Source organism: Arthrobacter sp. fls2-241-R2A-200 (genome assembly GCF_030209745.1).
Classification (GTDB): domain Bacteria; phylum Actinomycetota; class Actinomycetes; order Actinomycetales; family Micrococcaceae; genus Arthrobacter.
Window position 1 is genome coordinate 196,600 of sequence record NZ_JARVRJ010000002.1, and the last position, 12,497, is coordinate 209,096.

Annotated in this window: 14 protein-coding genes and 2 tRNA genes; 8 read left to right on the forward strand and 8 right to left on the reverse strand. The window is 60.9% G+C overall.

Going from position 1 to position 12,497, the window contains the following annotated elements:
• Positions 1–37 precede the first annotated feature (37 nt).
• Positions 38–724, reverse strand: coding sequence for a DUF8185 domain-containing protein (locus QRN42_RS03080; RefSeq protein WP_284978030.1), 687 nt, complete (start codon positions 722–724; stop codon positions 38–40).
• Between the two features lie 63 nt (positions 725–787).
• Between QRN42_RS03080 and QRN42_RS03085 the strand changes: the two genes are divergently transcribed.
• Positions 788–1,693 carry an acyl-CoA thioesterase gene (locus QRN42_RS03085; RefSeq protein ID WP_284978031.1) on the forward strand — a complete coding sequence of 302 codons (906 nt, stop codon included), beginning with the start codon at positions 788–790 and terminating at the stop codon, positions 1,691–1,693.
• An 89-nt stretch (positions 1,694–1,782) separates the two neighbouring features.
• On the opposite strand, the gene ettA is transcribed toward QRN42_RS03085, so the two are convergent.
• Both ettA and QRN42_RS03095 read right to left on the reverse strand, forming a co-directional pair.
• Entirely contained in the window at positions 1,783–3,465 is a 1,683-nt protein-coding gene (gene ettA / locus QRN42_RS03090; RefSeq protein WP_284976452.1) for an energy-dependent translational throttle protein EttA, read from the reverse strand.
• Positions 3,466–3,521: 56 nt separating this feature from the next.
• A complete protein-coding gene (locus QRN42_RS03095; protein ID WP_284978032.1) occupies positions 3,522–4,007 on the reverse strand; it encodes a DUF6993 domain-containing protein in 486 nt (161 codons plus the stop codon).
• A gap of 109 nt (positions 4,008–4,116) precedes the next feature.
• On the opposite strand from QRN42_RS03095, the gene QRN42_RS03100 reads away from it, so the two are divergent.
• Complete coding sequence (locus QRN42_RS03100; protein WP_284978033.1) at positions 4,117–4,557, forward strand: SRPBCC domain-containing protein; 441 nt, start codon at positions 4,117–4,119, stop codon at positions 4,555–4,557.
• Positions 4,558–4,604: 47 nt separating this feature from the next.
• Here QRN42_RS03100 and QRN42_RS03105 read toward each other — a convergent pair.
• Positions 4,605–4,680, reverse strand: a tRNA-Arg gene (locus QRN42_RS03105).
• 215 nt (positions 4,681–4,895) lie between these two features.
• On the opposite strand from QRN42_RS03105, the gene QRN42_RS03110 reads away from it, so the two are divergent.
• Together QRN42_RS03110 and QRN42_RS03115 are read left to right on the forward strand one after the other, a co-directional pair.
• Complete coding sequence (locus QRN42_RS03110; RefSeq protein ID WP_284978034.1) at positions 4,896–5,465, forward strand: single-stranded DNA-binding protein; 570 nt, start codon at positions 4,896–4,898, stop codon at positions 5,463–5,465.
• 147 nt (positions 5,466–5,612) lie between these two features.
• Positions 5,613–6,305 (forward strand): DNA alkylation repair protein, encoded by a 693-nt coding sequence (locus QRN42_RS03115; protein WP_284978035.1) that lies wholly within the window; start codon positions 5,613–5,615, stop codon positions 6,303–6,305.
• Positions 6,306–6,335: 30 nt separating this feature from the next.
• Here QRN42_RS03115 and mptB read toward each other — a convergent pair whose 3' ends face one another.
• The gene (mptB, locus tag QRN42_RS03120; protein ID WP_284978036.1) at positions 6,336–7,889 is read right to left on the reverse strand and encodes a polyprenol phosphomannose-dependent alpha 1,6 mannosyltransferase MptB; all 1,554 of its coding nucleotides are present in this window, start codon (positions 7,887–7,889) and stop codon (positions 6,336–6,338) included.
• 146 nt (positions 7,890–8,035) lie between these two features.
• Here mptB and orn point away from each other — a divergent pair, with 146 nt between their 5' ends.
• From orn to QRN42_RS03140, 4 genes are all read left to right on the forward strand, one after another.
• Entirely contained in the window at positions 8,036–8,671 is a 636-nt protein-coding gene (gene orn / locus QRN42_RS03125) for an oligoribonuclease (protein WP_284978037.1), read from the forward strand.
• 131 nt (positions 8,672–8,802) lie between these two features.
• Positions 8,803–8,878, forward strand: a tRNA-His gene (locus tag QRN42_RS03130).
• Positions 8,879–9,001: 123 nt separating this feature from the next.
• Positions 9,002–9,574 carry a peptide deformylase gene (gene def / locus QRN42_RS03135; RefSeq protein WP_284978038.1) on the forward strand — a complete coding sequence of 191 codons (573 nt, stop codon included), beginning with the start codon at positions 9,002–9,004 and terminating at the stop codon, positions 9,572–9,574.
• A gap of 4 nt (positions 9,575–9,578) precedes the next feature.
• Entirely contained in the window at positions 9,579–10,424 is an 846-nt protein-coding gene (locus QRN42_RS03140; RefSeq protein WP_284978039.1) for an acyltransferase domain-containing protein, read from the forward strand.
• Here the strand turns inward: QRN42_RS03140 and QRN42_RS03145 are convergent.
• From QRN42_RS03145 to QRN42_RS03155, 3 genes are all read right to left on the reverse strand, one after another.
• Entirely contained in the window at positions 10,409–11,209 is an 801-nt protein-coding gene (locus QRN42_RS03145; protein WP_284978040.1) for an HNH endonuclease family protein, read from the reverse strand. The two genes, QRN42_RS03140 and QRN42_RS03145, sit on opposite strands and share 16 nt — an antisense overlap.
• Before the next feature lie 97 nt (positions 11,210–11,306).
• Positions 11,307–11,516 (reverse strand): hypothetical protein, encoded by a 210-nt coding sequence (locus tag QRN42_RS03150; RefSeq protein WP_284978041.1) that lies wholly within the window; start codon positions 11,514–11,516, stop codon positions 11,307–11,309.
• 73 nt (positions 11,517–11,589) lie between these two features.
• Positions 11,590–12,497, reverse strand: a 908-nt coding sequence (locus QRN42_RS03155; RefSeq protein WP_284978042.1) for a glyceraldehyde-3-phosphate dehydrogenase, incomplete at its 5' end; no start/stop codon positions are given.

A 12,497-nucleotide genomic window follows, 5' to 3' on the forward strand; every position in this document is an offset into this window, starting at 1 on the left:
ACCTTGGGTCTAGGAAGCCCAGTTTAGGAACCTCGGTTTAGGAACCGTGGGCCGGGAAACCGAGCCCTAAGCCGGCACCCGTGCGTACCAACACATGGCCCCGAGGACCGCTGAGGCGGAACCAACGGCCATGACGGTAGACGTGCTGCTCGCCGTCGGCAAGGAAACCCAAGGCGAAAGCAGCGAAAGCAGCGCCGGCTGGCAGCCCATCCACACCGGGCATCTCACGGCCCCAGATAGCAGCTCGTGCCGTGTTCACGACGGCAGCACCTGCGGTTTGCGGGACCAGTCGGGCTACCTCGGCGATGCCGGCCTCCGCTGCCGCCGTCAGCTCGGCGTCGGTCAACGCCCCGTATGATTCCCAGCCGCTACGGGGGGCTCCGACGCCGGCCCATGACTCGGAAACGGTCGACGGCGGTATGGGCAACTCAACGTCCCCGGCGCCGGCACGGGCCAGCCGGTCCATGACAGAACCCAGAGTCACTGTTACATCGACCGCTGCAGGCTCACTGAGGGCCATGGTCCTTAGCCCGAGGACCGTCGGGGTGGACTCTCCGAGGATCCTCGGCTTTAGGACGCACACATAACCGGCAAGGACGTGGCCGGACGCCTGCAGGCGAATGGCGCCGTCGTCAATGCTCTTTGCCCTGGTGACGAATGTTCTCAGGTCAGCGAGGTCGCGGGGATCGGCGAAACGGAGGGACTGGGTCAGGACGTCTGTCACATCCTCGACTCTACCGGCATGTCCGCGGTTGAGAGGGGTCAGGGCGGAGTCTAGAGTCGAACCATGACTGAGACGAACACAGGCCTCACGGCGGAGGCGCCGGCCGAGGATCCCATGGAAGTGTTGCTTGATTTGCTGGACCTTGGTGACTTCGACGGCGCCAGGACCAATGAGGATATCTTCCTTGGACCGTCCCAGAAGCAACCGCGGCACCGGGTTTTCGGCGGCCAGGTCTTGGCGCAGTCGATGATCGCCGGCATGCGCACCGTGGAGCCGGACAGGATCGCGCATTCAATGCACGGTTATTTCCTGCGCCCGGGAGATGCGAACCAGCCGATCACGTTCGGTGTAGAGCGTCTACGAGACGGCCGTTCGTTCTCCGCGAGGCGGGTTCATGCCTACCAAAACGGTGTGCCGATCCTTTCCATGATCGCCTCGTTCCAGGTGGAGGATACCGGTTTGGACCACCAGTCAACCATGCCGGAAGGAATCCCCGATCCGGAGTCGCTGCCCAGCGCAGCGGAACTGTTGTCCGAATTCGACCATCCATTGGCGCGGCATATGTCCTACGAACGGCCATTTGATGTCCGCCACATCGATCCGGCCCTGTACGTTTCTTCCCCCACGGAGCACGTGCCCACCAACGCCGTCTGGATGAAGACCATAGGCCCTTTGCCGGATGATCCAAACCTGCACCGCGCTGCCTTGGCGTACGCCAGCGACTACACCTTGCTCGAGCCGATCCTCCGCAAGCATGGTTTGGCGTGGGTAACGCCGGGCATGAGCGTCGCCAGCCTAGATCACGCTATGTGGTGGCACCGTCCGGTCCGGGTCGATGAGTGGATGCTGTATGTCCAGGAGTCCCCCAGCGCACAGGGCGCCCGCGGGCTTGCCACAGGCCGCATCTTCAACCGCGAGGGCCTGCACGTAGCCACGGTCGCCCAAGAGGGCATGGTCAGGATTCCGTAGTTCCCTCCGCAACGCACAATGGCCGGCCCCTTGGAAGGGGCCGGCCATTTTCGTGTCCTCCGGGGTGTAGCTCCGGCGGGCGCCGAAACTTAGTCGCGCGTCAGGCGGCGGTGCGTTACGCGGTGCGGTTTCGCGGCGTCCGGGCCGAGTCGCTCCACCTTGTTTTCCTCGTAGGAATCGAAGTTACCCTCGAACCAGTACCACTTGGCCGGGTTCTCATCGTTGCCTTCATAGGCCAAGATGTGGGTTGCCACCCGGTCAAGGAACCAACGATCGTGCGAGACCACTACGGCACAGCCGGGGAATTCAAGGAGCGCATTTTCCAGGCTGCTGAGCGTTTCGACGTCGAGGTCGTTAGTGGGTTCGTCAAGGAGGAGGAGGTTTCCACCCTGCTTGAGCGTCAAGGCCAAGTTCAGGCGGTTACGCTCACCGCCGGACAGGACCCCGGCCTTTTTCTGCTGGTCCGGGCCCTTGAAGCCGAACGCGGAGACGTAGGCACGCGATGGCATCTCCACTTGGCCTACCTGAATGTGGTCAAGCCCATCCGAGACGACTTCCCAGAGGCTCTTGTTCGGGTCGATGCCGCCACGGGACTGGTCGACGTAGGAGATCTTGACCGAATCACCGATCTTGAGGTCGCCGCCGTCGAGGGTTTCCATTCCAACGATGGTCTTGAACAACGTGGACTTACCAACACCGTTGGGGCCGATGACGCCTACGATGCCGTTACGGGGCAGCGAGAAGGAAAGGTTCTCGATCAGGACACGATCGTCAAAGCCCTTCTTCAAGTCCTTGGCTTCGATGACCAAGGAGCCAAGGCGCGGTCCCGGCGGAATCTGGATCTCTTCGAAGTCCAGCTTGCGCGTGCGCTCCGCTTCAGCAGCCATTTCCTCATAGCGGGCCAAACGGGCCTTGGACTTGGTCTGGCGCCCCTTGGCGTTGGACCGAACCCACTCGAGCTCTTCGGTGAGGCGCTTGGAGAGCTTCGCGTCCTTCTTGCCCTGGACTTCCAGACGGGCTTTCTTCTTCTCCAGATACGTGGAGTAGTTGCCCTCGTAGGGGTAGAGGTGTCCGCGATCCACTTCTGCAATCCACTCGGCAACGTGGTCCAGGAAGTAACGGTCGTGGGTCACGGCGAGGACGGCGCCGGGGTAGCTCGACAGGTGCTGCTCCAGCCAGAGCACACTCTCTGCGTCCAAGTGGTTGGTGGGTTCGTCGAGAAGCAGAAGGTCAGGCTTCTGCAAAAGCAGCTTGCACAGCGCAACGCGGCGGCGTTCACCACCGGACAGAACGGTCACGTCGGCATCGGCCGGCGGGCAACGCAAAGCGTCCATTGCCTGCTCCAGCTGGGAGTCCAAGTCCCATGCGTCAGCGGTATCAATGGCTTCCTGGAGTTTGCCCATCTCATCGAGGAGAGTGTCATAGTCGGCGTCCGGATTGGCCATTTCTTCTGAGATCTCGTTGAAGCGTTGGATCTTGCCGTAGATCTCGCCAACGCCTTCCTGAACGTTGCCGAGGACTGTCTTTTCCTCGTTCAGCGGCGGTTCCTGCAGGAGGATGCCCACGGTGTATCCGGGGCTCAGGCGGGCCTCTCCGTTGGAAGGGGTGTCCAGGCCGGCCATGATCTTCAAGATGGTGGATTTACCGGCACCGTTAGGACCCACCACGCCAATCTTCGCGCCGGGATAGAACGACATGCTGACATCGTCCAGAATAAGTTTGTCGCCAACGGCCTTGCGGGCCTTGGTCATCGTGTAAATAAATTCCGCCATGCCCTTAAATCTAATGGCTTGGAGGACAGATCTCACATTCGGGCGTTATGCCCTGGTCAGCGTGAGTCTCCTACAAAACACTTTCCCGTGGTCAGCACGGGCAGCACCGAGATCGCTACCCCGCCATCCCGAATCTGTCCCATCACACAGCTCGCGCCGGTCAGCGCCGCAGCTTCCATCGCGTCAACGTCCAAACCAGTGGGTGTGCGGCTTACCGAGACTTCCACTTTGGCAGCGGGAATGCCTGCCGACACCAGAGCGGCGCGCAAGGCTTCCTGGTCTGGTTTGGGGTTGCGGGCGAGGATCCCTTTCAGGGTGCTCTCCATGAGTGACTCAGAGGCAGCCACGGCAGGGTCAAGGCTCGGCGTAGGAGTGGAATCCGGGGCCACGGAGGAGACCTCCGGACCAGCAGGGGGCGTGGCAGCGCAGGACGTTGAGGAGAACACCACAGCAATCATCACGCCGGCTGCTGCCGTGAGGGCGCCCGCCCTGGGCTTTCGCCTGCTGTTGCTTTGCTCCCGGGGAATTCGCGTGCTTATCACGTAGCCATTGTGCCATTCACTCACGACGTTGAACGGCGTACCGTTTCGCTCAGGACGAGTTCAACCGATGCCCGACCGTTCCACATCAGCAGAAAGGGAAAGCGTCGCGATGAATGGACACGCCGCCGATGCCGTAGTTTCCGTGACCATAGGTGCCAGGCGCGAGGAAGTGTGGCAAGCCCTGACTGATCCCGCCATCATCAGGCAATACTTTTTAGGGACCACTGTCACCAGCACCTGGCGAGTGGGTGAACCCATCACGTACTCGGGTGAGTACAACGGGACCTCGTACCGGGATAAAGGCACCATCCTGGTGTTTGAGCCTCCGGAACTGCTGAAGACCACGCACTTCAGCCCGTCTACCGGGCTCGCCGACGTGCCGGAGAACTATCACACGGTGGAATACCGGCTGGCCGAAAGTGCCGATGGGACAGTTATCACTATCACGCAGGGCAACAACACGACTGATAAAGAAGTCGAGCAGTCCTCGGGGACGTGGCGTCTGGTGCTGCAAAACCTCAAGGAATTGCTCGAATCGGGCCAGTCCTAGGTGCCATCTGAAAGCAAATCACCCCCGGTCCTTAGACCGGGGGTATTTGGTGCCCCAGGAGGGAATCGAACCCCCGACCGGCGGATTAGAAGGCCGCTGCTCTATCCCCTGAGCTACTGAGGCATGGGCCACCAGACCTGATGGCCTTGCTGACGCCACAAAGAGTTTACAGTGCGTTTGGCCGTCCAGCCGCCACGGAGTGGTAACTGTCCTCTCCTCCACAGAGCTTCTTATGCGCGGTTTATCCACATAGAGGGAAATGCATCTGCATGGGCGGTTCTCGATGAACAAAGCTGAAGTGGCCGGACAGGCATTCCCTACATCGAGAAGGACCAGCTATGAACGACACCATCACCGTCCGGGGCTTCGTGGCCTCCGAGGTAAAAACTTCCACCACGGTGCGGGGCACATCCACCGCGTCATTCCGTCTGGGCACCACCGAGCGCCGCTACGATCGCGCCAGCAGCCAGTGGGTGGATGGCAACACCAACTGGTACACGGTCCAGTCCTTCCGTTACTTGGCCGGCCACGTGGGCTGCAGTGTGAAAAAGGGCCAGCGCGTGATCGTGGTGGGGAGGCTCCGCCTGCGGCAATGGGAGCATGAGGGGCGCATCTATCACGTAGCCGAGATCGACGCTGAGTCCGTTGGGCATGACCTTATGTGGGGTTCGGCAAACTTCACACGGATGAACGGCACCTCTGAACCAGCTGATACGAGGGCTGTAGATAGGAACGATGGGAACGCTGCACAGCCCGCCAGCACTAACGGCCAGGACCCGGAATCCGACGACGACATGCAGGCGCCTCCGGAGGACGAGTCCGAGGTGGTGGGCGTGGACATTCTCGACGGAGTCGGGAGTGTCCTCGTAGATACTTCGACGGGCGAGTTGGTTGGCGCGCCTGCTTGATCACCGAGGCACTAGCGGCACCCGCCGGTCCCGCGCCGGCGGTCCGCGGTTTGCTCCTTTGCTGGTTGCCTGTAAGGGTGCCCAATCTGCAGGGGTACGCAATCGCAAGGGGCTCGGCGCGTCGTGCCCCGGACTTAGGGTTAGGGGATGACAACCACGGATTTGGTGACAACGATCCGCTCGGCGCTGCGGTCTGCTGCGGATGGCGACAGGGCCCGGGGAGCTCAGGCGTATATGAAATCGACCATGCCCTCCTGGGGCGTTCGTGTTCCCGAGGTTCGAAGAATCGTCAAAGCCTCTCTTGAACAATTCCCGTTGACCACACCCGATCAGGTGCGAGATGCGGCCCTTGAGCTCTGGCGGAAACCCGAAGCTCGTGAAGGGCGCTATGCCGCTATCGATCTCACCGGGCTGAAATTGGTTGCCCAAGACTTGGAGATGATGCCGGTGTACGAGGAAATCATCCGGACGGGGGCATGGTGGGACTTGGTAGACGGAGTCTCGCATCGGATTTGTACCCTGCTCATATCCCATCGCAGCACTCTGACACCCCTGTTACTACGGTGGTCCACGGATGACGACATGTGGATTCGCCGGGCGTCCATCACTGCGCAATTGGGGGCCAAAGGGGCAACAGATCCGAGTCTTTTAGCCGCTGTCATCAAACCCAATCTCGCCGACAAAGAGTTCTTCATCCGGAAAGCCATCGGTTGGGCGCTGCGTGAATACAGCAAGACGGATCCTGAATGGGTCAGGGCATTCGCAGCCGAAAATGCACCATCGCTGAGTCCCTTATCAAAGCGTGAGGCTCTGCGGCTGCTCGCAACCCATCCGAGCTGAGGACCTGAGGACGCGCAGGCTTCGTTGCACTCAAATAATTGGGCGTAATCCTGGTAAGTCGCGCTTGCGGAACAGGCTCTTGGTTTTCGGATCAACGAAGATCAGGTACACGGCAAAGAGCAGCGCAATGATCGCGGCAGCATTGCGCGCCAACGTCAGCGCAAGCCCCAGGTCCTCGCTCTGCAAGTACGGGAACACATCCAATTGATCGGAAATGCCATAAATCATGAAGAAGGCGACCACAAAGTAGACGGCCTTAACCTGCCAGTCGTTGCGAATTCCCGTCACGGCGAACAGAGGCAGGAGCCAGACGACGTACCAAGACTGGATCATGGGCGACAGCACGACGATTGCGGCGAAAGCCAGGGTCAGGCGTCGGATGAGCCGATCGTAGTCGCCACGGAATACCAGCCAGCCCACGGCCCCCACCATGAGTACCTTGCCGGCGTCGTAAACCCACTGGGCGACGCCCCAACCGTCCACACCAAAGACGTTCAGGATGGAGGCGACGATCAAACCGATCAACCCGGTTGGCGCATACCAAATCGCCACACTTCCGGGCGCTGAGAGGCCTTTGATCCAACCGAACCCATAACCGTTGAAAAGGCTCATCGCGTACAGGACACCGAGGCTCAAAGCCGCGGTGAGGAACCAGAAGAGAATCCGCCGTGGCCACGAGGCGCCCTTGCCTGCCCACAGGAGGCCGATAAAGGGCAGGAAAACCACAGTGATGGGTTTGACCGAGATAGAGAGCGTCACCAACAGGATGCCGCGAATAACGCGGCGCGTGGCGCAGTAATAGAGCCCTGCCAGGGCCAACCCGATCATGAGGGAATCGTTGTGGATGCTGGCTATGAAGTTCGTCAGGAAGAGTGGGTTTGCGGCGGTCAGCCACAAGGCACGGTGCGGATTGACGCCGTGAAGCTCGGCCAACTTTGGGATGTAAACAACACAGAGGGCCACGCCCACGAGGGCCACCAACCGGAAGAGCATGATGCTTGCCTCGGGCTGCACGTTGGTTACCCACACCACGAACTGTTCTATCCAGAGGAACAACTGACCATAAGGAACGGGTGCCTCAGTCCACATCTTGTCCGCGCCGAGCTGGAAGTAATTGGGCAGCGCCGAAATGCCGTTCTCGTAAGGATTGATCTTCTCGACCATCAACCGGCCTTGGCCGATGTATGCGTACACATCCCTGCTGAACAAAGGAATCGTGAACACCATCGGCAAGCCCCAGGCCACAATCGCTCGCAACGTTGCCTTGCGGGCTTCGAGTCCCCATACCCGTACACGCTGCCCCAAACGGAGCCAGGCGCGGATCAACAGCATTCCACCTACAGCCACGAGCACGATGGATATGGACACGCCCACGCCTTCAGTGCGCATCCAAATGAAGAGCGGAAGCCGACGCAGTTCGGACACCGGGGCGAGCCAGCCTACTCCGAGCGAACCAATCACCAGGAACATCGAACCCGCGAAACCAGCGATGAGTGGCGACCGGGCGTTGTCCACCTCGCTCAAGGCGGCGTCCGCGGACAGCGCTGGCTTCCCGGCCTTCTGGGCGGGTACAGGCACCGTCATGTGGTGGTCATCCAATCGTTGGCCCGAGCACTTCGGGGCAATACGTGCATCTCCAGGGGCTTCGCACAGCAGGGAAAAAGACACTGCCTTGCTCGAAAAGCCTACCATCGGAGCACTTGCAAGGACCTGAACGATAGGCTGTGCGGGTGCCTATTACTAATGAACGCATCGTTTGGATCGATTGCGAAATGACCGGACTGGATATCAAGAACGATGCCTTGATCGAGGTCGCAGCGCTTGTTACTGACTCCGAGCTCAATATCCTTGGCGACGGCGTCGACGTCGTCATTAAGCCCGACGATGCCGCACTCGAACAGATGAACGACTTCGTGCGCGACATGCATACCCGTTCCAAGCTCCTGGAGGAACTCCCCCACGGCAAGACCATGGCCGAGGCCGAGGCCGAGGTGTTGGAGTACATCGAGAAGTGGGTTCCGGACCCCCGCAAGGCACCCTTGGGCGGCAACTCGGTAGGAACTGACCGGGTGTTCTTGGCCCGGGACATGCCCAACATTATCGAGCACCTGCACTATCGGGTCATTGACGTCAGCACCATCAAGGAACTTTCCCGGCGCTGGTTCCCCCGGGCTTACTTCCAGTCCCCGGCCAAGCACGGCGGCCACCGCGCGTTGGGCGACATCAAGGATTCCATCGATGAGCTCCGCTACTACCGCGAAGCAGTCTTCGTGCCCGCCCCAGGACCCGATACCGCCACGGCACAGCGGATTTCCAAGGACATCACGGCCACGGCCGAAACGTTGGCACCCGGGAAGACAGTGTGATCTGCAGCAAATTTTGAGGTTTTTTTGCCATAACGGGCAAAAGTGGACTTTGCACCCCAAAACAGCAGGTAAGCTATTTGTCGTTGCCCTGAAGGAAAGCCGGTGAAACGGTTCCGCCCAAATGGCACATGGTGGGCTTAGCTCAGTTGGCAGAGCGCCTGGTTGTGGTCCAGGAGGTCGCGGGTTCAACCCCCGTAGCTCACCCCACCGAGATTGGCTCCAGAGCCGGTTTCCACAAAGGCCGCACCGGTTACCCGGTGCGGCCTTTTGTTTTAACCAAGGCGGCAGGCCCGTTTCCGGATCACCGCGATCAACGAAGGAAGAACAAACATGACCGTCCTGCCAGTAACAATCTGGGGCGAACCTGTTTTGCACCGCCGCGCCAGCGAAGTGGAGCGTTTCGACGACGAGCTGCGGTCACTCATTGCGGACATGATTGAGACAAACGACGCCGCCAACGGCGTTGGCCTGGCTGCGCCCCAAGTGGGCGTGGGCAAGCGGATCTTCATTTTCAAATACGCCAACGACGACGACGCGCCGGATCAAGGTGTCTTGGTGAACCCGACCTTGACCCTGTCAAAGGTTTCCGGTGCCCTACCGGATCCGGACGAAGACGTCGAAGGCTGCTTGTCCTTCCCTGGCGAGTATTACCCGCTCCAACGCGCCGAGTGGGCCCGTGTCGAAGGCTTCGACGGTGACGGGAACCCCGTGGACTTTGAAGCGACCGGCTGGTTCGCCCGGATCCTGCAGCACGAGTTTGATCATTTGGACGGCAAGCTCTACGTCAACAAACTGGTCGATCGATATGCCAGGAAAGCCATGAAGCAGGCCAAGAAGAACGGATGGGGCGTCCCTGGCCTGACCTGGATGCCTGGCGTCGACCCCGATCCGTTCGGTCACTAGAACGGTGGTAGACGCCCCGTTCCGGGACTTGTTCCAAACCCTGGACATCCGCGGCGAGGACGCCGCTGGATGCGCAGAACTCCTGTCATCGCCGCCCAGCGAGCATGTCAAAGAAGCGCTGGCCACCTTGAACGGACGGCTTGGAACATTTCCGTCAGAAGCTATCCCCACCGGACCCTCCGGTGTACATGAGTGCTCTGAGAGCGACTGGATTGATGCCCTCCTAAGATTCGCGCCGACAGTGGCCGACTATCATCGGCGGCTGGGAATCAGCCCGACAGTCTCGTCCGCGACCTTGGCCGACGTCGGGCTGCAGCTACGCATCAACCGACGCGTCCACGGGAAGTTTGGACTGGACACTTGGAACTGGCTGACGCTGCACATGGCGGGGAACTTGTTCCGGTTGGGGCGGCTCCAGTTCCACCTGATTCGGGCTGCAGGAGCGGACGACGGCGCGACAGAACCGCCGTCGTGGGTTCTTGGAGTGCACATACCGGAAGGGGGCAGCCTCTCCCCCGCATTGGTTGACGCCAGCTTCGCCGAGGCGCGTTCCTTCTTTGCCCGGCACTTCCCGGACAAGCGTGTGGCTCTAGCGACGTGTGACTCGTGGATGCTCGACCCCTACCTCATGGATAGGCTTCCGGCGAGCAACATCGCCTCCTTTGCGCGTCGCTTCACGGTAGAGCGATGCACGGATGCCCCCACGGACGCTGTGTATTTCACTTTCCGGCAGCGAGGCCTGGAAAACCTGCACGCACTCCCCCGCGACACGTCCCTGCAGCGTACGGTTCTGGAAAGGATCGACGACGGCGGGACGTGGCAGCTGGGGCACGGCTACCTCCGGCTGTAAATAGTCTGCTGATCGGGGCATGAGCCCAGGATGCGCTTCATCGCGTCCTTTTCTGCTGGGGTAACCCAGAGGCTGTATGCCGTCTTGACTGAAATCTGCCGGGCCACATAGTGGCACCTGAAGTTCTTGTTGGCAGGCAACCACGTCGCCGCATCGCCGGCCCCTTTCTTCACGTTGGCCGGGCCGTCGGCGGCGAGAAGGTTCAGGGGGTCGTTGGCCAACGTTTGGCGCTGTTGTGGCGTGAGTTGCTGGGCGCCGGTTTGCCACGCGTTGGACAAGGCCACCACGTGGTCGATTTGCACGGAGGCGCTGGTGTCCTGGCCCCTGCGGAAGGAGACACGCAGACCGGTGTAGGGCTCCATGAAGTCGCCTGCGGCAACCTTGCAGGAAGACCCTTCGGCAAAGACCACCGCGGACAGGTCCCGCCGCAGGATGTCGTTGCGAGTGTCGCAACCGTTCCGGTCGACATCCAGCCAGGCTTGGCCGAACTGCGTGCGGTCGTATCCGGTTTGAGGCGCCTTTCCCTTAACCTTGAGGCGTTCCAGCGCGTCAAAGGCTTTAGCCGGCGATACAGCGGACGCACCCGGGAGGGGCTTCATCCACGCAGGATTGAAGACCGGGGCATCCACTGGCCCCGACACCGCTGGCTCGGACACAGCGAACTGGCCGAAAAGGAAGAACCAAGTGAGCGCCGCCACGATGGTGGCGGCGCCCAGCAAGATGATGGCCCATGCTTGCCGCGACCTGCGCCGCGCCCGCTGATAGGCAGAATATGTGAGACTCAAAGGACCTTTATCCGATAGAGGTAGATGGTGTCCTTCGAGCGTAAAGCACTGAGCAGCCGGGCACGCGGCTATCCCCAGTGTGGAGGACCAGTGGGGGCTATTGCTCCCGGGTAACCCGCTGCAGGTCCTCCGTGGCCAAGGCAAGGAGCCCCCGCAATTGCTCGACGCGTTGATCCGTGACGTCGCCCGTGGCATTGGCTGCTATTGCCTGATCAAGGAGCTTCTGAGCTTGTTTCTGGTTAGCGCGCGCGACGTCCAGCGCGTGTTCCAGGGTGGTTTCATGTTCCATAGTTGACTCCCTTTCCATGATGCCCATTCTGGACAGAATTCCCGACCGTTTCCAGTGAACAGGCCGGGAATCCCACGACTATTTCAGGCAATCAGGCGCCAGCGCCCTCAAGCACTGCGATAGGCGCCACGACGTCCCGCGCGGGGAAGGACGGCGGGTTGACGCCGGCCATTTCTTCCATGACGCGGACTACTTGGCAGGAGTAGCCGAACTCGTTGTCGTACCAGACGTAGAGTATGAGGTTTTTGTCGTTGGAGATGGTTGCGAGCCCGTCCACGATGCCTGCCCGGCGGGAGCCGACGAAGTCCGTGGACACGACGTCCGGGGAGTCGATGTAGTCGATCTGCTTGCGGAGTTCGGAGTGGAGGGACATCTCGCGGAGGTAATCGTTGACCTCATCACGGGTGGTGCCGTTCTCGAGGTTGAGGTTCAGGATGGCCATGGACACATCCGGGGTGGGAACACGGATGGCGTTACCGGTGAGTTTGCCCTGCAATTGCGGCAGTGCTTTGGCTACGGCCTTGGCGGCCCCGGTCTCGGTGATGACCATGTTCAACGCCGCCGAACGGCCCCGGCGGTCGCCCTTGTGGAAGTTATCGATCAGGTTCTGGTCGTTGGTGAACGAGTGGACCGTTTCGACGTGGCCGTGAACGATGCCGAACTTGTCGTTGATGGCCTTCAGCACCGGGGTGATCGCGTTGGTGGTGCACGAGGCGGCGGTGACGATCGTGTCGTCGTCGTTGATGTCGCGGTGGTTGATGCCGTGGACGATGTTCTTCAGCTCGCCCTTGCCCGGGGCGGTGAGCAGGACACGGGCCACGCCGTTGCTCTGCAGGTGCTGGGAAAGGCCTTCGGCGTCACGCCAGCGGCCGGTGTTGTCCACCACCAGGGCGTCTTTGATCCCGTAGGCGGTGTAGTCCACGGTGGCGGGGTTGTCCGAGTAGATGACCTGGATCTGCACACCGTTGGCGGTGATGGTGTTGGCGTCCTCATCCACCC

What these genes read in the sequence shown, in the direction of transcription:
- QRN42_RS03085 (WP_284978031.1), top strand. Translation starts at nt 788, where the DNA reads ATGACTGAGACGAACACAGGCCTCACGGCGGAGGCGCCGGCCGAGGAT.
- QRN42_RS03110 (WP_284978034.1), top strand. Translation starts at nt 4,896, where the DNA reads ATGAACGACACCATCACCGTCCGGGGCTTCGTGGCCTCCGAGGTAAAA.
- mptB (WP_284978036.1), bottom strand. Translation starts at nt 7,889, where the DNA reads ATGACGGTGCCTGTACCCGCCCAGAAGGCCGGGAAGCCAGCGCTGTCC.
- QRN42_RS03150 (WP_284978041.1), bottom strand. Translation starts at nt 11,516, where the DNA reads ATGGAAAGGGAGTCAACTATGGAACATGAAACCACCCTGGAACACGCG.
- QRN42_RS03115 (WP_284978035.1), top strand. Translation starts at nt 5,613, where the DNA reads ATGACAACCACGGATTTGGTGACAACGATCCGCTCGGCGCTGCGGTCT.
- QRN42_RS03100 (WP_284978033.1), top strand. Translation starts at nt 4,117, where the DNA reads ATGAATGGACACGCCGCCGATGCCGTAGTTTCCGTGACCATAGGTGCC.
- def (WP_284978038.1), top strand. Translation starts at nt 9,002, where the DNA reads ATGACCGTCCTGCCAGTAACAATCTGGGGCGAACCTGTTTTGCACCGC.
- ettA (WP_284976452.1), bottom strand. Translation starts at nt 3,465, where the DNA reads ATGGCGGAATTTATTTACACGATGACCAAGGCCCGCAAGGCCGTTGGC.